20 protein-coding genes are annotated in these 19,513 nt (G+C 61.7%); 14 read left to right on the forward strand and 6 right to left on the reverse strand.

Annotated elements, in window-relative coordinates; all coding sequences use genetic code 11:
• Nucleotides 1-167: 167 nt before the first annotated feature.
• Both KBY86_RS01860 and KBY86_RS01865 read left to right on the forward strand, forming a co-directional pair.
• A complete protein-coding gene (locus KBY86_RS01860; RefSeq protein ID WP_255139953.1) occupies nt 168-713 on the forward strand; it encodes a hypothetical protein in 546 nt (181 codons plus the stop codon).
• A gap of 236 nt (nt 714-949) precedes the next feature.
• Entirely contained in the window at nt 950-2,365 is a 1,416-nt protein-coding gene (locus KBY86_RS01865; protein ID WP_255139954.1) for an alpha/beta fold hydrolase, read from the forward strand.
• Nucleotides 2,366-2,377: 12 nt separating this feature from the next.
• On the opposite strand, the gene KBY86_RS01870 is transcribed toward KBY86_RS01865, so the two are convergent.
• The gene (locus tag KBY86_RS01870) at nt 2,378-3,754 is read right to left on the reverse strand and encodes a hypothetical protein (protein WP_255139955.1); all 1,377 of its coding nucleotides are present in this window, start codon (nt 3,752-3,754) and stop codon (nt 2,378-2,380) included.
• Between the two features lie 392 nt (nt 3,755-4,146).
• Here KBY86_RS01870 and KBY86_RS01875 point away from each other — a divergent pair, with 392 nt between their 5' ends.
• From KBY86_RS01875 to KBY86_RS01890, 4 genes are all read left to right on the forward strand, one after another.
• Entirely contained in the window at nt 4,147-4,725 is a 579-nt protein-coding gene (locus tag KBY86_RS01875; RefSeq protein WP_255139956.1) for a class I SAM-dependent methyltransferase, read from the forward strand.
• Between the two features lie 130 nt (nt 4,726-4,855).
• Nucleotides 4,856-5,995: an MBL fold metallo-hydrolase gene (locus KBY86_RS01880; RefSeq protein WP_399220960.1), complete on the forward strand. Its 1,140-nt coding sequence runs from the start codon at nt 4,856-4,858 to the stop codon at nt 5,993-5,995.
• Nucleotides 5,996-6,207: 212 nt separating this feature from the next.
• Nucleotides 6,208-6,930 carry an SAM-dependent methyltransferase gene (locus KBY86_RS01885; protein ID WP_255139957.1) on the forward strand — a complete coding sequence of 241 codons (723 nt, stop codon included), beginning with the start codon at nt 6,208-6,210 and terminating at the stop codon, nt 6,928-6,930.
• Nucleotides 6,931-6,962: 32 nt separating this feature from the next.
• Nucleotides 6,963-7,664 carry an SDR family oxidoreductase gene (locus KBY86_RS01890; RefSeq protein WP_255139958.1) on the forward strand — a complete coding sequence of 234 codons (702 nt, stop codon included), beginning with the start codon at nt 6,963-6,965 and terminating at the stop codon, nt 7,662-7,664.
• 39 nt (nt 7,665-7,703) lie between these two features.
• Here KBY86_RS01890 and KBY86_RS01895 read toward each other — a convergent pair whose 3' ends face one another.
• The 4 genes from KBY86_RS01895 to KBY86_RS01910 form a co-directional block, all read right to left on the reverse strand.
• Nucleotides 7,704-8,747 carry a hypothetical protein gene (locus KBY86_RS01895; RefSeq protein ID WP_255099632.1) on the reverse strand — a complete coding sequence of 348 codons (1,044 nt, stop codon included), beginning with the start codon at nt 8,745-8,747 and terminating at the stop codon, nt 7,704-7,706.
• A gap of 5 nt (nt 8,748-8,752) precedes the next feature.
• Entirely contained in the window at nt 8,753-9,313 is a 561-nt protein-coding gene (locus KBY86_RS01900) for a J domain-containing protein (RefSeq protein ID WP_255099631.1), read from the reverse strand.
• Between the two features lie 108 nt (nt 9,314-9,421).
• Entirely contained in the window at nt 9,422-10,165 is a 744-nt protein-coding gene (locus KBY86_RS01905; protein WP_255139959.1) for a YoaK family protein, read from the reverse strand.
• 52 nt (nt 10,166-10,217) lie between these two features.
• Nucleotides 10,218-10,493, reverse strand: coding sequence for a hypothetical protein (locus KBY86_RS01910; RefSeq protein ID WP_255099629.1), 276 nt, complete (start codon nt 10,491-10,493; stop codon nt 10,218-10,220).
• Nucleotides 10,494-10,701: 208 nt separating this feature from the next.
• Between KBY86_RS01910 and KBY86_RS01915 the strand changes: the two genes are divergently transcribed.
• From KBY86_RS01915 to KBY86_RS01925, 3 genes are all read left to right on the forward strand, one after another.
• Complete coding sequence (locus KBY86_RS01915) at nt 10,702-11,553, forward strand: dienelactone hydrolase family protein (protein WP_255099628.1); 852 nt, start codon at nt 10,702-10,704, stop codon at nt 11,551-11,553.
• A gap of 524 nt (nt 11,554-12,077) precedes the next feature.
• Nucleotides 12,078-12,629, forward strand: a complete 552-nt coding sequence (locus KBY86_RS01920) for a hypothetical protein (RefSeq protein WP_255139960.1) — start codon at nt 12,078-12,080, stop codon at nt 12,627-12,629.
• Between the two features lie 38 nt (nt 12,630-12,667).
• Nucleotides 12,668-13,588 (forward strand): DUF1350 family protein, encoded by a 921-nt coding sequence (locus KBY86_RS01925; RefSeq protein ID WP_255099626.1) that lies wholly within the window; start codon nt 12,668-12,670, stop codon nt 13,586-13,588.
• A 319-nt stretch (nt 13,589-13,907) separates the two neighbouring features.
• Here KBY86_RS01925 and KBY86_RS01930 read toward each other — a convergent pair whose 3' ends face one another.
• Nucleotides 13,908-14,087 (reverse strand): hypothetical protein, encoded by a 180-nt coding sequence (locus tag KBY86_RS01930; protein ID WP_255099625.1) that lies wholly within the window; start codon nt 14,085-14,087, stop codon nt 13,908-13,910.
• A 119-nt stretch (nt 14,088-14,206) separates the two neighbouring features.
• On the opposite strand from KBY86_RS01930, the gene KBY86_RS01935 reads away from it, so the two are divergent.
• From KBY86_RS01935 to KBY86_RS15195, 5 genes are all read left to right on the forward strand, one after another.
• Nucleotides 14,207-14,398: a hypothetical protein gene (locus tag KBY86_RS01935; RefSeq protein ID WP_255099624.1), complete on the forward strand. Its 192-nt coding sequence runs from the start codon at nt 14,207-14,209 to the stop codon at nt 14,396-14,398.
• A 380-nt stretch (nt 14,399-14,778) separates the two neighbouring features.
• Nucleotides 14,779-15,969, forward strand: a complete 1,191-nt coding sequence (locus tag KBY86_RS01940; RefSeq protein WP_255139962.1) for an efflux RND transporter periplasmic adaptor subunit — start codon at nt 14,779-14,781, stop codon at nt 15,967-15,969.
• Entirely contained in the window at nt 15,969-17,246 is a 1,278-nt protein-coding gene (locus KBY86_RS01945) for an ABC transporter permease (RefSeq protein WP_255099622.1), read from the forward strand. The genes KBY86_RS01940 and KBY86_RS01945 overlap by 1 nt, the downstream gene beginning before the upstream one ends.
• Before the next feature lie 3 nt (nt 17,247-17,249).
• Nucleotides 17,250-17,936 (forward strand): ABC transporter ATP-binding protein, encoded by a 687-nt coding sequence (locus KBY86_RS01950; protein ID WP_255139963.1) that lies wholly within the window; start codon nt 17,250-17,252, stop codon nt 17,934-17,936.
• A 441-nt stretch (nt 17,937-18,377) separates the two neighbouring features.
• A complete protein-coding gene (locus KBY86_RS15195) occupies nt 18,378-19,439 on the forward strand; it encodes a helix-turn-helix domain-containing protein (protein WP_255139964.1) in 1,062 nt (353 codons plus the stop codon).
• The last annotated feature ends 74 nt before the right edge of the window (nt 19,440-19,513 follow it).

Consider the following 19,513-nt stretch of genomic DNA (forward strand, 5'->3'; position numbering starts at 1 on the left):
ATTTCATTGGCTCTTTCAGGATCCAGCCACGCGAGTAAATGTCAAGCGTTCTCCGCAGAAGTCGCCCCGCAGCTTGGGCTTTATGCCTACCTACCTGTTCAAAGCCGACATCTCGATCTACTGCCCCCAACAACCCCAGAGCCCCCCGCCCAGCAGAATCTGACCCCATGAGGCCACTCCTGCTCCCCGTGCTGCTCTCCTCTTTCGCCCTTGCGGGCTGCATGGCGCCTGAGACAGACGAGCAGGTGATTCGCCGCCAGTACGGCATTCCAGCGGCGGCCAGAGTGTTGATGGCTCAGGTGTCGCCGGCGGAGGCGGGCTGGTTTGGGCGCGAAGGGCTCAAGATCACGATGGTATTTGAGCTCAGCGAGGGCGACTTCGACGCGTTGACGCGCCGGCTGAAGGCCACCAGCCAGTGGCAACCTCTGCCGATTCCTGAGACGACCTTGGCGCACCTCGCCGGTATTCGTAGGGCCCGAGCGGCGGGGGGCGTGGGCAACTCCACTGATCAGCAGCTGCTGGGGCAGTTCCGTCAGACGATGCCTCCCCATCCGCCCATCGGTTGGTACCAGATCAGAACCGCAGGCACCAACATCCTGCACGCGCCCAAGACCGTGCGAGACACGCTCGACACGGACGTGAACGACTTCATGCTCGCCGTGCTTGATCCTCAGCAGCACACAGTGATGGTGAGAGTGAGCACCAACTACTGACTCACAACGGTTCTTTGCTTGAATTCAGCAGAACGTTGGTCCTGATGCAGCTTCGTCCTTCCCGCCTTCCGGCACGCACCGTTCGCCTGGCGCAGAGGACGCTGGCTCGGTTTGGCCCCTTCACGCTCCTTGCCGTGGCGTGTGTGGCCGCTGGGAGTGGTGGGGTGAGCCATGCGGCTGCCGATCGGGCCCGGTTTGGCGCGGCATGGACCCGTGTCGACTGCACAACCTTTGCTGTGCCTGCCGCGATCGCCCCCCGCTCGGATTGTGGCTACGTGACCGTGCCGGAGCAGCACGCGCAACCCCAGGGCCGCACGATCCAGCTCGGTGTGGTTCGCACCCGCAGCAGCGGCGGTGCCCCTGCTGCTGATCCCCTGGTGGTGGAGCAGGGCGGCCCGGGGGATTCCACGATTGGCGACATTGTTAATGGTGCCCTACCGAAGTTTCCGGAACTCCCGGCGTTGTTGAAGGGCCGTGATCTGATCTTCGTGGAGGAGCGTGGCACGCGGTTTGCCAAACCGTTCCTCTTCTGCCCGGAGCACCATGCGCACAACATTGCGGTGGCGAAGGGGGAGATCCCCTATACCGATGCCAGCTGGATCCAGGCCTGCAATCAGCGCCTCAAGGCACAGGGCATCAACCCCAGTGCCTTCAACACCCGCGAAAATGCCGCCGATATCTATGCGGTGGTGGAGACGCTGGGCTATCCGCAGTTCAACTACTACGGCGTTTCCTATGGCACCTTGCTGGGGCAGTATGTGATCGCCCAGGCGGATCAGCACAAGGCCAAGCTCCGCAGCGTGATCCTTGATGGCGTGGAGCGGCCTGATGTGGATTTCAATCTGGCCTCCAGCCACACGTTCAGCTACGCCCTGCGCAACGTGTTCCAGGCCTGCGCCCAGGATCCCGCCTGCAACGCCGCCTATCCCAAGCTTGAGCAGACGTTTCTCGCCATCGTTGATGAGCTCAACCGCAAGCCTCTGCCCCTCACGCTGACCATCCCCTCCAGCAAGCAGCCATTCGTCACCAAGCTCGATGGCAATGCCTTCGTGACGGCCATGGTTCCCTATCTGGCGCACCCCTATTCCGGTGAGTCCACCCGCGGCAGTTCCTTGCCCCGGTTCATTCAGGCGGCCAGCCGGGGCAACTTCGCCTGGGTGGCTGAGGCGCTCTCCGATCTGGAGCCCCCTGGCGCGAAGGAGATGTATCACACCGTTCTTTGCGCGCGGGCGCGATCGATTCAGGTGGATCCGGCCCAGGTGCTGCCGCCCGCCTATCCACAGCTGCTTCCCCTCGGCCTCCGCGAAGCCGAAGCTGTGAACCGGGCCTGCGAGGTGCTGCAGGTGGAGCAGAAGCCGCCCTTCGTCTACAGAAACCGCCAGATCCCCACCCTCGTGCTCAACGGCAGCTACGACCCCGTCACGCCTGCTCCCTACGGCGAAGCTGTGGCGAAGAATCTCACCACCGCCACTGTGGTCACCTTCCCGGGTGTGGGTCATGGGGCGTTGTTCGCGCCGGGGGGCACGCCGGCCGCAGCCTGCGTCACCCAGATCGCCGCAGATTTTCTGGCACGCCCCGCCACCACTCCCGACAGCCGCTGTGTCGATCAGGTGAAGCCTGCGTTTGTTGTGGAGTTGGGGCACCGTCCCTGAATGGGGCTCCCATCAGACCTGCGCCCGGAGCTGGAGATCCAGAGGCGACGGGGTCTTGAAGGCCGTCATCAGCTCCCAATAGCGGCGCGCGTCAGCGTGGCGGTGGGCGCCGGCGAGGGCGGTGAGGTAGGCGAGGCGGAACAGATCGTCCTGGGCGTCGCTTCCGCCGACGGCGGTCACCGCCGGCATCACGGGATCGAGCAGCGCCGCGGTGGTGGCGTCGTCACCGACGCCGTGGGCAATGCTGGCCTCGACCACCGCCTGTCCGACCGGTTGCCAGACCCGCGTCGACTCGCCGTCACCGCGATCGGTGCGGGCCTGCACTGACTCCCGCAGCCTCGCCAGAGCATCGCCGCGCCCGGCGCGGGCCAGGGCGTAGCCGTGATGGGCGCTGAGGAACGGGAAAACACACTCGTGAACGCGGGCCTCCACGTGGTCGGCCACATCGGCCCAGGTCGCGTCGGGCACGGCCGCGCCGGCCATCTCGGCGCGCCACAGGTAGGAGATGGCGTCGATCTGCTCGCCGGGGCTGTCAGGGGTGAGGCCCCAGATGTGGTCGCGGAACACGGCGTCGGCGCCGTCACGGTCGAGCTGGTCGAGATGCGCCACCGCGAGGTGCCAGGCGTTGTGGCAGTAGATGAGCCTGCTGCTGGTTTGCCAGACGGGGAGGAAGCCGGCCAGGCGGTCGATGGCGCCGGGCGGGTCGCCGTGGGTGATGAACACATGGGCGAGCGTGTGTTGAGCCCATGGGGTGTGAGCGTCAAGGGCGAGGGCCTGCTCAGCCAGCTCAGCTGCGGCCTCGGCGTTGCCGGCGAGTTCGGTGGCGAAGGACCACACGGCTAGGAAGTCCGGGTCGTCGCGATTGGGTTCGGCGATGCGCTCGATCTGGTCGAGGAACCGTGGCCCCATGTGCTGCTGGCCGAGCAAGTAGTAAAGGAACTCGAGGGCCTTGACCGCCAGCAGATCGGTGGGCCAGCGTGTGACCAGCGCCTCAAGCAGCTCGACCGCGAGCAGGAAATCGCCGTTGTCCCATCGCCGCAGCGCCGCAAGGGTGGCGGCCTCCCGTTCGTTCAGCGCGGATTCGAGCGTTGCCAGCCGAGCGAGGTGGCCGGTGGCCAGCGCGGAGGCCTCAGTGGTCTGGCCGTAGAGACCGACCATCGCTGCGCCGAGCTGCAGGCTGGCCACGTCGGCGAACGTGGCGGCGGCGTCGAGCACGCTCTCGGCACCGAGGTCAAGACCGCAGAGGCGGTCGGTGAAGGTGTCGATGGCGGTGATGGCGCCTTCGTCGTCGGTGCTGACGTCGAGCCCGCGTCGTGTCGTGCCCATGCGTCCAACCGTCCCGAACTGGTCGATCGTTAGCGAGGCCGATCCTAGGAGGCTGCTGAACAACAAGCCGAGCCGCTGGAGCTTCGTCCAACGGCACTCAGCGGCGGCGCGGCCAGCAGGAACGGACCGGCCCTCTGCTCGCTTACGTCTCTACCGAGGACCCAATCCCCAAGGGCGGCATGCCATCCATACCTTCTCAGCAGCGACACGCTCAGCTGCAGGCAGGAACAACCTGGTGGGTAAGCACAGCGAAGACCATCACAATCGCCTAGGTGTTTACCTTCCTGGGTGTCGGCCATGGGCGCTGTTTGCGCCTGGTTGATGCCTACCACACCCGACAGCCGCTGTATCGATCAGGTGAAGCGTGCGTTTGTTGTGGAGTAGGGGCAGCGTTCGTCCTGATCGCCGTTGGCTGAGGATGGACGGGGCCAGGCCATTGTCAGCGGAGGCGGTGGGTGCAGGTTGATCGATCCAATGGCTGGGAAGCCGTAGCGGCCCGTTTTGTGGCCGAGCGCTCCTCGATTGGTGCCGCCACCGTGCGCAGCTGGTGCCGGGCCTTGCCGGCAGGTGCTTCGGTTCTTGATCTGGGCTGCGGTTGCGGCGTGCCGATTTCTGCTGCCCTGCTGGCCGAAGGCTGCAACGTGTCAGCCGTGGATGCCTCTCCCACCATGGTGGCTGCGTTTCGGCAGCGCTTTCCCCAGGCGAGGGTGGCGTGCGAGCCCGTGGAAGAGTCCAGTTTTTTTATGAGCACATTCCACGGAGTTGTTGCCGTTGGCCTGTTGTTTCTGCTGCCAGCTGATGGGCAGCGCTCACTGATCCGTCGCGTCTCTGCTGCTCTGCGGCCTGGTGGCCGCTTTCTGTTCACCGCTCCTGTGCAGGCGGTGGCCTGGACAGACACGATGATGGGCGGTCACTGCGTCTCCCTCGGGGATGAGGCGTACCGTCGCGCCCTTGCCGCCGCTGGCCTGCAGGTTGTTGGTGAGTTTGTGGATGAAGGAGAGAACCACCACTACGACGCCTGCCGCATGGGCTGATCGGCAGGGTTGCTCCTGCGCCACCCCTTGTACCGCTGAAGACTCTCTTTCTCCTTCACCCTGGCGCGGTTTATGGGGAGCACGTCAGGCGGCTACCCACCAGCAGTTCCCTGCTGTCGCTTCTGTGCTTATGGTCCAACAGTCTTCGGTGACCGCCTTGATTGGGCTTTCCTTTCCCCTGGCGGCTGCCGCCGGCGGTGCGCCGCTGCTGCTGCGGCAGCTGTTTGATGCCGAGACGGGCACCTTCACCTATCTGCTGGCGGAGGTGGCCTCCCGGCAGGGGGTGCTGATCGATTCGGTGTATGAGCAGCACCCCCGCGATCTTTCGTTGATCCGCGAACTGGGGATCGATCTGGTCGCCAGCCTCGACACCCACGTGCACGCCGACCACGTGACCGGCAGCTGGCGGCTGCAGCGGGCCACCGGCTGCGCTATCGCCCTGGCCGCCGTCGCCGGGGCTGAGAACGTGACCCTGCCCCTGCGCCACGGTGATTTGGTGAGCTTCGGCGGCCGCCACCTGGAGGTGCGCGCCACCCCCGGCCACACCGATGGCTGCCTCAGCTTCGTGCTCGATGACCACAGCCTGGCCTTCACCGGCGATGCCCTGCTGGTGCGCGGCTGCGGCCGCTGCGACTTTCAGCAGGGAGATGCCTCCACCCTCTACCACTCGATCACCGAGCAGCTCCTCTCCCTGCCCGACCACTGCCTGCTCTACCCGGCCCACGATTACAGCGGCAGGGCGGTGAGTTCGGTGGCCGAGGAGAAGGCCTACAACGCCCGGCTCGGGGGTGAGGCCGACGAGCGCGACTTCGTGGGCTACATGGAGAACCTGCACCTTCCCCACCCCAACCGAATCGCTGTGGCCCTGCCGGCCAACCTCCGCTGCGGCAGGCCCGCGGACGGTGGCCTGGAGGAAGCGGAGGACTGGGCACCGATTGAGCGCAGCTATGCCGGCCTGCCGGAGCTCACGGCCGGCTGGGTGGCCGAACACCGCCAGACCTTGACGCTGGTGGATGTGCGTTCCGAAGCGGAGGTGCAGGGCCCGGACGGTCGCATCCCAGGCAGCCTGCTGATTCCCCTGCCCGACTTGCAGACGCGAGCTGACGAGATTCCCGCGGATCGCCCCACGGTGCTGCTCTGCCACTCCGGCAGCCGCTCCGCCCTGGCCACTCAACAGCTGCTGAAGAATGGGCTCACACGCGTGGCCAACCTGCACGGCGGCCTGCGGGCCTGGAAGGCGCAGGGGTTGCCGTTGGAGCATCCCGCTTGAATCACAGCGTGGCGCTCTGTTGTAGCCGTGAACTCAAGTGGTTCACGGACCCGTTAACCACGGCTGGCGTTGGGGTTCCTGCTTAGAGTGCTGTTGCGGGGTAAGGATTTAAGCGACTGAATTGCAGTGAACTCAGTTGCCTTCTCAGGAAAGGGCCTGCCGTCGGGGGGCGGAACCGCCTAAGCACAAGTTAGCCATTCACCAAAGTAGTCATGTTCACGCTAGATCAGGTTGTTCCCTGGGGTCGTTCGTTCAAGGAGTACTCTGCCATGTTCTCACTGGCCGGGTCTGATATGGCAGGCCGAATCCTTGGCTGTGGAGATGGACCAGCAAGCTTCAATGCAGAAGCCACCAAAAGAGGAACACAGGTTATTTCATGCGATCCTATCTATGCATTCAGCAAGGAAGATATCGAAGCTCGAATTGCAGCAACCTATGAGCAAGTGATTGATCAGACCAGGCAGAACCAGAATGAGTTCGTTTGGGAGGTGATCACATCGGTCGAGGAGCTCGGCAAGGCCCGCATGGCCACAATGCAAGCTTTCTTGGATGACTATCCAGCTGGCCTAGTTGAGGAACGATACTTGAACTCGGAATTGCCAACTCTTCCTTTTCCTGACGCTTCATTCGACTTGGCTCTCTGCTCGCATCTTCTCTTCTTGTATAGCCAACAGTTGGATGAAGGGTTTCACCATTCTTCGCTGCTGGAGCTATGCCGAGTTGCCAAAGAGGTCAGGGTGTTTCCGCTTCTTGCATTCGGTGGTGCAATGTCGCCCCATCTTGAAGGGAGTATCGAGATGCTGCGTTCAGCTGGTCACCAAGTGACGATTCAGCGGGTGAGCTACGAGTTCCAGCGAGGCGCATGCGAAATGCTGAAGATTCAACGTACGGATGGCTACCATCAAGATTCCGCGGACGGGTGCAATGGTGATTGATGAGTTAAAAGGGCTACTGCCCGCTGCCGATCATGAGCGTTAGCCCAAAGACAATGAAGTTCTTTCTCGTTGTTGGAGCCAGTCGTGGAATCGGTGCGTCAGTGACTCAGCATCTGATTGAACAAGGCCACTCAGTGGTTGGAGTTTCTCGCACGAAGCCTCCTTTTGGAGAGTGGATTCAAGCAGATGTATCTACCCACGACGGAATCAGCATGGTCTGCGAAGCCATCGGTGATCGCCCGCTGGATGGATTTCTTTATCTGGGCGGCGTGTGGGAAGAGGGCGCTTTCACAGATGCCTTTTCTTTCGAGAACAGTTCTGATGCGGAAACGCGACTTGTCCTCAGTGTCAATTTAATTGCCCCAATCGAACTATCCCGAGGCATTGCGAAGAACTTGGCTCTGACCGAGAGTCCGAGAGCAATCTTCATTGGTGCCTTATCGGGACTTGATCATTCCGCGACGCCTGAAGTGGCCAACACGGCGTCGAAGTTCGGTCTTCGTGGAGCGGTACAGGCGCTGCGTCTTGTTTATCGACGGAAGAAGATCGGATTTACTGTGATTAATCCCGGCAACGTGGCGACACTGGAAGTACAGAAGGATATTGAAGAAGGAAGATTTCCAGAGCAGGCGCCTATCCCCTTAGACGATCTCTGCAAGACGATTGACTGGATTCTATCTCTATCCGCGCTGACAGAAGTAGGTGATGTGAATCTAATCCAAAATGAAGGCTAACAATGCGATCCGCTGAACACGTGCCAGTGATCGCGGACGTTAGCCCCGGTGATACCGCACCTTCTGCCCCTCCCGCTCACTCTCAAACCGCTGCAGCCGGTGGGTCAGTGCCCGTAGCCGTTTCATGTCGCGCGAGTTCACCGGATCGAACAGATCCCCCCGCGCGGCTTCGATGAACACCAGCACGTCTTTAGGGCTGCAGGCGCCGCTCTTCCAGCCATGGAATTCCCGGTGCAGGTCGGGCACCAGCACCAGGATGTTCTCCGGCAGGTCGGCCAGGTCAGGTCGGCTGCGGCGGTCGAACAGATGGTGCCCGTCTAGGTCGATCTTCTTGTGCACCGCCGCCTTCTTGCCGGTGATCTCGCAGCGATGGCCGGCGGCCGACTTGGCGCGCTTGATTGCCCGGTCCACCCCTTCGGTGAGGTAGCGGATCTCGGAGTTGAAGCAGGTCTCCACCACCTCGCCCACGGCTTCGATCCAGGCCTGGCGCGTTTTGGTGATGCGGCTGTTGACCCGCATGTCGCGGGCCACGCGGGCGATGCCCCGCTGACTGATCAGCACCTGCCGCTCCTCGCTCTCCAGGAAATCCTTGTTGAGCTCTAAGGCTTCCTCGCCCTCCTCCGTGCCTGCGGTGCGCAGCCGGTTCCAGGAGTTGTTCAGCCCCAGGTAGTTGGTCTGCAGGATGCCTACGGTGGTTTTGCGGCTCACGAAGGCCAGATCGCCACGGATCTCCAGGGTGCCGCCGGCTTCGATGAACTCCTGGGTGATCCGCCGCGACACCAGCAGCTGTTTGCGTTTCTGCTTCAGCTTGAACAGCCGCTCGCGGAACCAACCCAGCACCCCCGTTTTCTCGTTGGCTTCGATGTAACGGGCCAGCGCCTCCACGCCCTCCTCGCTGAAACGCCGGGGGCGCTTGCCGTTGGCTCCGGCCACCGCAGGACCGCTGTACTCGAAATGGTCGCCCTCCACCAGTTCCCATTCGTCGTCGGCGTTGGCATCGAAGGTCTCCACGATCTTGTAGAGGCTGTCGATGCGTTTACCGAGAATCTTCGCCGTTTCTCGATCGGTCAGCAGGTCGCGCATCGTTTCTAGGGCATCAGGGCAAGGATCGAGTCCTTCATCGTCTGCAGGCGTTCCGCCACGCGGGGATCGCCGCCGTGGTCGGGGTGGTGCAGCTGGATCAGGCGGCGGAACGCCTCGCGCACCTCATCGGCTTTGGCGGTCTTCGGGTCGAGGCCGAACACCACCCAGGGCCGGAAGTGCTGCAGCACGTCGATGCCGTTGATCACGGTGGGTCCGTCCTCCAGGTTCCGCTCGTTGGCCGGAATGCCGATGAAGCGCCGGTAGAGCACCAGCCAGTCGTCCTTGGTTTTCAGCGCCACCTCCTCCCCCGTCATCGAGAGCTGGAAGTTCTTGTCCTTGCGCAGTTGGGTGACGGTCTTGCAGTGGAAGTGGGCCAGCACCTTGTTCTTGAGCTCGGTGGCGGTGGGGGGCTTGGGCTTCGGTGGCGGCGGATCTTTGAACGCTCCCCCGTTGACCGTCTGTGCGAAGGCCAGCAGATCGGCTTCGTCCAGCTCCGGCTTGCCCAGGAGCGTCTGGATCAACGCTTTCACCTCGGCCAGCGTCAGCGTCTTGCTTCGGGCGGCCACAGGCCAGTGCTGGAAAGGGGTTTCATGCTGGCCAGTGGCTTCCGGGGTTGCCTGGTGGCTTAGGAAACTGTCGTGTTTCGTTGGCCCGGCCCACGGGGGTGGTGTCACTCAGGCGGTGCGGCGCAGGTCGTCGATCACCGGGATCAAGGCCAGCGCCACCACCACCAGAGCCAGGGGAACCGTGGCGGCGAAGCCGATGGCACGAAAGCCGGCCGCGCCCACCACGCCTCCGCTGAAGAAGCCGGAGAAGAGCAGCAGCAGCAGCAGCAGGCGCTCACGGTCTACCACCACAGGCGGCTGAACAGCGTGTGGGGGCCGATTCACCAGCAGCAGCTTGCCCACTTCGATGCCGATATCCGTCACCAGCCCGGTGACATGGGTGGTGCGGATCTCTGCATGCGAAATCTTGGTGATCACCGCATTCTGCAAGCCCATGATGAAGCAGAGCAACACCACAGTGAGTGGCACGAACAGCTCATGCATCTCATTCAGGCGAGCGCCAATCGTGCCGAACAGCAGCAGCAACAGCGCCTCCAGCAGCAGCGGCAGTGCATAGGCGCTGCTCAGATTGTGCTGCCGCGCCGCATTCACCAGGATGGCTGTTGTTGCGGCACCGATGAGGAACGCAGCCAGGGCGACGCCGCCTGTGCTCAACACAAACCAGTCGCCACCAATGGCCGCCTCCGCCATCGACGACACGATCCCGGTCATGTGGGACGTGTATTGCTGCACGGCAAGAAACCCACCGGCATTGGTGGCGCCGGCCACGAACGCCAGGCCGATGCCCAGGTGGGTATTGCTGCGCCTTGTGCGAACCGTGGCCGTGAGCCCGCGCACATAGTTGACTGGCATGCCTCACAGATTCGTGTGGCCTCGGCTCCCTGGCTGAACGGAACGGCGTGGGTCAGTTGACCGCTTTGTTCACCATCTTGTTGTCGTTGGCAACGAGTTCCTTGGTGTTGCGGTCCACGGTCTTACCGGCGGCCTTGGCTTTCGCCTCGCTTTGCTTCCCCTTCTGGCCCCCTTCTCCAGTGATGGAGCCGATCGTGTCCTGGGCCTTGTCGTCGCCCTGCTGAGAGACGGTCTCCACCTGGCTCGTTGCTACGCCACGCTCACCTGAGACCGGTGAGGATGACGACGCCAGGGCCATAGCGGGTGACTGGAACAGCAGGGTTGTCATCAGAATCACAGCCGAAATCAATGAGGCGATGAATCTTTTCATGTCTGTTCTCCTATGTGTTTTGTGCATCGGCACCACCCACCTCTAGCCACGATCACAGCGGCGCACCACCTGCAACGTTGCGTCTGGTTTTATTCGTTGCAGCCGTAATCAGCAGAACGCAGCAGAATGAACACATCCGTGCCACACCTACAACGCCATGCCCTCGATGCCTTCGGATTCAGCCGGCCCGCAGGGCCTGCGCCGCCGTGATCTGCTGCTCGGTACCCTGGCGGCTGGCTTCGCGGTAGCGGTGCGGCCGATCGCGGCGTCCACGATCACCACAGCTGCAGAGGGCCTCACCGCCGGCTTCGTGTCGATTCCGGTGCAGGGCCGCTCCATCCCGGCCTACCGGGCCCGGCCAGCCGCAGGCACGAATCTGCCGGTGGTGCTGGTGGTGCAGGAGATTTTCGGGGTGCATGCCTATATCCAGGACGTGTGCCGCCGCCTGGCGCGTCTGGGCTATCTGGCCATTGCCCCCAGCCTGTTCGAGCGCCAGGGGGATGTCACCAAGCTGCCGGATATCGCCGCGATCCTGCCGGTGGTGGCCACCGTGCCGGATGCCCAGGTGATGGCCGACCTCGATGCCAGCGTGGCCTGGGCAGCCAGCAGCGGCGGCGGCAACATCAGCAAGCTCGGCATCACCGGCTTCTGTTGGGGTGGCCGCATCACCTGGCTCTACGCCGCCCACAACCCGAAGCTCGCCGCTGGCGTGGCCTGGTATGGCCGCCTGGAGGGAACCCGCACGCCGGAGCAGCCCTTCTACCCCCTGGATGTGGCGGCCAAGCTCAAGCCGCCGGTGCTGGGTCTGTACGGCGGCAAGGATGACGGCATCCCGCTCGAGTCGGTGGAGCGCATGCAAGCCGCCCTCAAGGCTGCCGGCAGCCGCAGCGAGATCGTGGTGTTTCCCGACGCTCCCCATGGCTTCCATGCCGATTTCCGCCCCACTTACCGAGCGGCAGACGCAGCGGATGGCTGGAAGCGGCTGCTGAGCTGGTTCAAGGCCAACGGTGTGGCCTGATGGACAGCGGAGAGGGTGCTGCTGGGTTGGTTCGTCAGTGGAAGAGGAAGGCACTGGGATCGATGCCGCTCATCTGAGCTACCACCCAAGCCTGACCCCAATGACTGCTCCACCTCTCCTGAACACTCACAAGGATGGACAGGCCGCTCTTTAGCTTGCGCCAATGCTAAATGCCCTGCCCTGGCGTTTCCGTGGCAGGGACACGGCTCCTCATACGCTTGTCATTGCAGGTGAGTTGATTGCTCAGTTGGTGCGGCAGTGCCCTGCGCTGCTCATCAAGCTGGATGTTGATTGTGATTACGGCGTATGGAGAGATCCCGACTTTCCAGGTAGACGGATCAAGGCAGGCCAATGTGTCGCGCAATACACAACTGCTTTTCCTGGCATCGCCGACACATCAACGTCACGATGAGTGACGGAGCATTGACCAAAAGGGATGATCGTCATTAACTAAATCTTGATATTTACTTCAAGATTTCAAAATGACTGTTCTATCAACTTTTGAGCTTCTTCTTAAGCCTCAGTTGCCCAAGGACTTGACAGTAAAGATTCCAGCGTTGGGGAAAGTCACCCGAGTCATTCTTCAGGGATATTTTCTTACCGTATCCAACTTGAGCGACAAAGGAGTCGGGCTCTCGGTTACATTTGTGACGATCACGCCAGGGCTTGTTCCAAGCAAGATTCTGGCTAGATTTGATGTTATCGGTCAAAACGGTCCTGCATCGTTGACGCAAGATCCCCCACCTGCGAATCGGCCCAGCCCCAATAATGGGGATGTAGTAAGAACAAAGTTTAGCATTTTCCTAAACCCACATGACACGGGGCTGCTGATTGTTCAGCCAGATGCATCCAAGCCTGATGTTCTAAAGGCTGTTGATTTTGAGCTCAGAGGCTATGTGGAGCTCTCGCTGAGTGCCTCAAACATGCAGCAGTCGTCTGATGTCCTGGTGACTGCTGAGCGCCGAGGAACTTTCTTTGATGGCTCTAACCTAGATAACACAGCAGCTCTCGGCGAATTATCCTATGCACTTCCTCTGGCAAATGGTGGCTCACTGATAAGCCTCACGCGTAGCTAATCGATAAAAAGTGATGCCAGCATGCATAGCCATTACCCATGAAGTTTCACCCTCTCCATTTTGGCTGGGCCGCTCTTCCGGCTCAGCCCCATGCGATCGTGGTTTTCTTGGGCGGGGCATTCTTCGGCTCCTTCCCTACTGTGTTTTACCGCGCCTATCTTCGGGATATCTACGAAGCTGGCTACGGAATTGTTGCTCTTCCATTCCGGTTTTCCCTTCGCCATTGGGATGTTTCCCTGTCCCTCGCCAGTTACCAGTCTGAGCTTAGAGCGGAAGTGGCAGCTCTACTTATGGCAGATGGCCTGCAGAATGAACCAGTCTGTTCGGTTGACTACCTCTGGATTGCCCATAGTCTTGGCTGTAAGTATGTGGCACTGCTTGAGCTTCTTAGTGACAGCGAAGAGATCTCCAAGTCGGACAATATCATTTCGGCATTGAAGCTGGAAGTTCCAGAGCAGGCTGACGAACTCTTGAATAAGCTAAGCCAGCTTGATGCCCACATTATTTCTCTACGCGATCAGCAGCAGATCCTAGTTGATCCTGTTATTGCTGATCTAGAGGCAGCAATCCCTTTGCCTTTCCTGAGGAGTATCTTCGATTCTGTATTGAAGGTCCATCCATCTCAAGCAATGACTATAGAGCTTATCAAATCATCGGCTTTGTTCTCCATTACGTCCGTTCTTTCTTTGGCCAGTCGCACTGCAGAGTTAACCTTGAGTCAACTTGCCAAGATTAGCAAGATCCAGAGTGATAGAATGAGGCCTCCAATCCAATTAATTCCGATAAAGCTCAGTAGATCTGCGCCCTTGTTCGGTCGTCATTTATCTATCTTGGGATACAAGAGAACGGATCAGGGAATTCGAGATGAAACTCTCTCTATTCTTGAAAAGTCTCGAGTAGCTTCAGCTTCCCGCGCATGTTCTGAATCAAGAGACTGTGGAGCTCTCACGGGAGGTTGAGGGGGCGGATAGTGCCACGGCCGCAGCAGATCTCATGAAATGATCTCCAGCTGTTGCTGGTCGCGGTCATTGAGCAAGGCATCGCTCGCATTCCACAGAAATCGTCCATGCCCAAAACCGGGCTCGCCTCCACCGTGCGTTCCTCGACAAGCATCTAGGTTAAAGAGCCGGGCGTACCTGTGGCAAGGCAGCGAAATCTGTTCTTGACCATGATTCTGCCTTGTCTAGAGCCATTTGTAAGTGCCAGTCGTGCCGAGGCGTTTGTAAAGGCAGGATCAAGAGTTCACTTGCGAACGTTCGCTGCCCATGCCTGAACGTCTCACTCTCCGAACTTCCTGTCGAGCCATTGCGTTGCCACAAACACGCCGATGAACATCGGCAGATAGGCGACCCACATGTTGGGGAGATCAAGCTCCGCGTTGTTGATCACAACGAGCCCTGCATAGCTGATGAGCCCATAGATCAGAGCCCTGCGAACAGGGCCGGCAATCTTTTTCACGCGTGCTGCAACAGCTGACGTATCCTATGGCAGCTGTGGTTGCCACGCTGGCAGCGTCAGCCAGGTGCGGCAACGCTCACCAGCCTCGGTAAGTTGATGCTGGCGGCGAACCTCGGTCCATGTTCCGCGATCTGTTGCTGGCGATCGGCATCCCAACGGCTCTGCTGCTTCTGTTCACCGTGCTTCTGCAACGCGGCACGCCGCTGCCCACCTGGCTGCAACGGCTAACCGACCGCTCTGATTGGATCTGGACTGTGGGCGTGGGTCTGTTGATCACGCTCTCGTTCCTGCGCTGGCTGCTGCAACGCTGAGGGACGCGGCGTTTTCACTCGTTCATGCACCGCTAGCGCATCACCCACCAGCAGCGCAGCTCACACCCGGTCACACATACGCCCGCTGGGGTCATCCCACAGTGATCGGGGTGAACGATGGTTGAGGAGAACCCGCCAGGATCCCCGCGACACCCCTCGGACTGCTGCAGACCGTCATTCGCCGCAGCGAAGCACGGCACCCGCCCGCCCCTGCTGAGCCTGAGCCTTCCCGGCCCCAGGCTTCGCACGTTCCGCCGCGGCGGACCCTGATCGTCGTGGGAACGGGAATCGCCCTCTGTGTGGCCGCGGTCGGTTGGCTGCTGATGCAGCAGCGTCAGACGCAGGCCAGACAAGTCGCACTGGCACAGCAGACAGCGCCCGTGGAACGCAGCGATCTGGTGTTGAAGGTCACGGCCGCTGGCTCGATCCGACCCACCACACCGGTGAACATCAGCCCGAAGCAGCCGGGTCGGGTCACCTTCCTGGCCGTGGATCAGGGCGATCGGGTGAGCGCTGGTCAGATCCTGGCGCGTATGGACAACAGCAACCTTCGCGGCACCTGGCTGCGGGCGAAGGGAGTGGTGGCGGCTGCAGAGGCGAACCTGAACAGGCTGCAAGCCGGCAACAGACCTCAGGAGATTGAGGCGGCCAGACGCAATCTGCAGGCGGCGCTGGCCGATCAGATCGCGATCAGCTCCAGCTATCGCAGCAACCAGCAGCTGTATGGCTCCGGCGCGATTGCGACCGTGACCTTCGACGCCAGCCGCTCAGCGTTTCTTGCCGGTGAGGCACGGGTGGGGGCATTGCGGGCGCAGCTGAACCTGGTGCAGGCCGGCGCCCGCCGTGAAGACATCGCAGCCGCCCAAGCACAGCTGCTGCAGGCACAGGGAGATCTTGTTTCGGTGCAGGCGCAGCTGGAGGACACCGTGATCCGTGCGCCCTTCACCGGGGTGATCACCCAGAAGTACGCAGATGTGGGGGCGTTTGTGACGCCCACCACCTCTGCCAGTGCCACCAGCTCGGCCACCTCTTCATCGATCCTGGCGCTGGCCAGTGAGCTGGAGGCGGTGGCCAATGTGGCGGAGATGGATGTGGGGGAAATCCAGCCAGGCCAGCAGGTGGAGCTGCAGGTGGATGCGTTTCCCAGTGAGCTGTTTCGCGGCACGGTCAGGTTGGTGGCGCCAGAAGCGGTTGTGGAGGCCAACGTCACCAGCTTTCAGGTGCGGATTGCCCTGAGTCCGGAAGCCGCCAGCAAGCTGCGCTCAGGAATGAACCTCACCGCCAATGTGCTGGTGGGCAATCGAGCCAACGCCCTGTTGATCCCTACCCCGTCGATCGTGAGCGAGAGCGGTGGCTCTGGGGTGATGGTGTTGGGGGGCGACAAGCAGCCTGTGTTCCGTCCGGTGACCGTGGGCGCCACGTTGGGCGCCAGAACGGAGGTGCTCAAGGGCCTCAAGGAAGGCGATCGGGTGTATGTGTCGGCGCCGGGCCAACGCCAGCCCAACAGTCGCCCGGTGTCGAGCGTGTCGCCACTGCAGCAGCCGCGTGGCCCGGGAAGGTTGCCGCGCTGATGGCATCCACTGGTCGGCAACGGCGGCAGGGCCGGCAGCGCGGCGATCTGGGCGAGAGCCTCGCCATGGCCTGGTCTTCGCTGCTGGCCAATCGGATGCGCTCCGCCCTCACGATGCTGGGGGTGATCATCGGCATCGGTGCCGTGATCAGCATGGTGACGATCGGCCGTGGCGCCCAGCAGCAAACAGAAGCCCAGTTGAAATCACTGGGCTCGAACCTGATCTTTGTACAGAGCGGTGTGGCCACGGGCCGAGGGCCGGTTTCCCCTGGGGCAGGCTCCGCCACCACCTTGATCTGGGACGATGCCAGGGCGATCGCTGAATCGTGCGGGGCCGTTGTCGCTGTTGCCCCCAACCTTTCCCAACGCAGTCAGGTGGTGCTGGCTGAGCGCAACACAAACACCACCATCCTGGGCAGTACGCCTGATTATGTTGTCGTCCGTGATTTTCTGCCGCTCACCGGTCGCTTCTTCAACACGGCTGAACTTGATCAATCGGCCAGGGTGGCTGTGCTTGGCCAGACGGTGGTGGACAGCCTTGGCCTGACGGCGGCCTCTGCCCCCAACAGCATGATCCGCATCCGTGGGGAAACATTCACGGTGATCGGAACGCTGGAATTCAAGGGCAGCACCGGCTTCCGCGATCAGGATGATCAGGTGCTGATCCCACTCACCACGATGGCCTCGCGCATCGTGGGGGTCAATACCACGGCTGGAGTATCCGTAGACAGCATTGCCGTATCGGCGCGATCGGCGGAAAGCATGGCGGATGCTGAGTATCAGATCACCAACCTGCTGCGTCTTCGGCACCGGATCGTGCCGCCTCTGGTGGACGACTTCTCCATCCGTAACCAGGCAGACCTGGTGAATGCCTCAAACGCCGTGGCCAATGTGTTCACCGGATTGCTGGGTGGATCAGCAGCCATCTCCCTGCTGGTGGGTGGCATCGGCATCATGAACATCATGCTGGTGTCCGTCACCGAACGCACCAGGGAGATCGGCATTCGCCGCGCCATCGGGGCGCGCTGCAGCGACATCCTGCGTCAATTCCTGATCGAGTCGACCGTGTTGTCGTTGGTGGGCGGAGTGCTGGGTGTTCTGCTGGGTGTGGTGGCCTCACTGGCCATCAATGCGGCGTTTGGCTGGAGCAGTGGCATTGCCCTGGATGCGGTGGGATGGTCGCTGGCCTTCTGCCTGGTGATTGGTGTGTTCTTTGGGGCCTATCCCGCCAACAAGGCGGCCCAGCTGGATCCGATCACAGCCCTGCGGAGCGATTGAGCCATGCTGCAACTTCGAAGCATCTCCAAGGCCTATCAACTGGGTGAGGAGGAGCTGACGATCCTTCACGACATCAACCTCACAGTGCTGCGCGGTGACTACACAGCGATTGTGGGCACCTCCGGTTCAGGCAAGTCGACACTGATGAACATCCTCGGTTGCCTGGAGCAACCGAGCACGGGGGAGTACTACTTCGACGCTCGTGCGATCAGCAAACTCAGCGACAACGACCGCACGGATCTCCGCAACCTGCAGATCGGCTTCGTGTTCCAGCAATTCAATCTTCTTCCTCGCCTCAGCGCCCTGCAGAATGTGATGCTGCCGATGGTCTATGCAGGGTATTCACCCCTGGAGCGACGTGAGCGTGCGGAAACACTGCTGGAGCGCGTGGGGCTGGCTGATCGCCTGGCCAACCGGCCCAATCAACTCTCCGGCGGCCAGCAGCAGCGAGTGGCGATCGCCCGCGCGCTTGTGAACCAGCCGCAGGTGCTTCTGGCCGATGAACCAACCGGCGCACTCGATTCACGCACGGGCGGGGAGGTGATCGAATTGATCTCAGGGCTGCATGCCGGCGGCCTCACGATCGTGCTGGTGACGCACGACGCCTCCGTGGCCCAGAACAGTGAACGCATCATCCAGATTCAGGATGGCCGCATCACTGCAGACCAGCAAACGCGCAACGCTGCGTAGAGAGTGGCCAGTGGCCGCCAAGGCGCACGACCACGTACTGATCTCAGCCAGGGTGACAGCACATCGGTGGAGACAACCTTCATGGACGACAGAACAACGAACTTCAGCACGCCGTTCGGCGTTGAGGCCAACGCCCTGCATTTCTTTGGTCCGCACCGATGCCGCCACGCTGGATTCTGGAAGTCTTCAGTTCCGCCAGCTCGCCTTGAACGTGAGCTTTGCCGCCATTTGGTGCCAGCCGCTGGCTCGGTCCCCACCACCTCCACCGCACGCCTCGTCTCACTCTGCAGTTGGCAGCCCCGGCACTTCGTGCGGGAGGGCCATGGGCAAGCGGGGCGCTGACCTTCACGCCAGCTGAGCCTTCATCCGCCTCAACGCTTGGCCAGAGGCATCACCTGTTGCTCCTTGTACGATCCCTGCTGGTTGCTCCTGACGTGCGCTGTGCAAAGCGGGCACTCCGGCATTCACACACCTCTGACGGTGCTGGAGTCGCAGGCTGTGGCCCTCGACGACCCGGCCGCCCTGCTGGAACGTGTGGCGCAGACCATGCCACTTCTGGGCTTCCTGGAAGGTCCACAGTGCTCAGGCTTCTACCACCGCAGTGGAGTGATGCAGCTGGGAGAGGCAACGGTCTCCTGCAGCCGCCACGCACCGATTGAAATCGGCTTCGGCGACTGTGCCTTCTCCACCCTGATCCTGCCGTTGTCTGGCAATGCTCAGGTGCGCACGGATGGGCAGCGGCTCTCGCTCCAGGGTGGGCCGATGGCGGCTTACCTGCCTGGAGCCGCCTTCACCGCCAGCACCGACACCTTCGAGGAGGTGATGATCTGCCTGGACCGCCGGCGACTGGCTGAGACCGCCTCTGCCCTGGTGGGACAGCTTGGCAACACCAGCAGCTTTGTGCCTCAGTTCCAGAACACGCTGCTGGTGGATGGCAGCGGCATCTCCCCGCAGGCGGATCTCCTCAACCACCTGCACCTGGCCTTGCGCCTGGTGGAGGCCCCATTGCTTCAGTCGGTGGGTGGCATCAAGGCGGCGCAGCTGGAAGATCTGGTGTACCGATTGGTTGCCGCCATCCTGTGTCCAGCCGCCGCCCAAGGGACTGAGCAACCTCTCCCCCACGCCAGCGGAGATCAGATCTTTGCAGAACTGCTGGAGTGGATCGAAGCCCATCTGCACACCGCGATCACGCCCACCGAACTCAGCCGCCGTAGTTGCTATTCCGTGCGCAATCTCCAGTATCTGTTTCAAGAGAGATTTGGCTGCAGCCCCATGCAATGGGTGAAGCAGCGGCGGTTGCATGCCGTGCACCGCGAGCTGCTCCACAACCAGTCGGCAGACACGGTGGCCACCATTGCCCGCCGCTATGGCTTCATTCACCTCTCCTCCTTTGCAGCCAGCTTCAAACGCACCTTTGGTGTGTCGCCGTCGTCCGTTCTGCGCCATTCCCGTAGCGCCGCCCATCCTCCTGTTGACGCAGACATGATGATCCCCAAGCCGTAAGTCTTATGAGGCTGGCCCTTGCGGTGTTGATTGCATCCTCACCGCATGTCTGCACACCGAATGTCCGCTCACCG

Source organism: Synechococcus sp. Lug-A (assembly GCF_024345655.1).
In the GTDB taxonomy this organism is placed as follows: Bacteria; Cyanobacteriota; Cyanobacteriia; order PCC-6307; family Cyanobiaceae; genus MW101C3.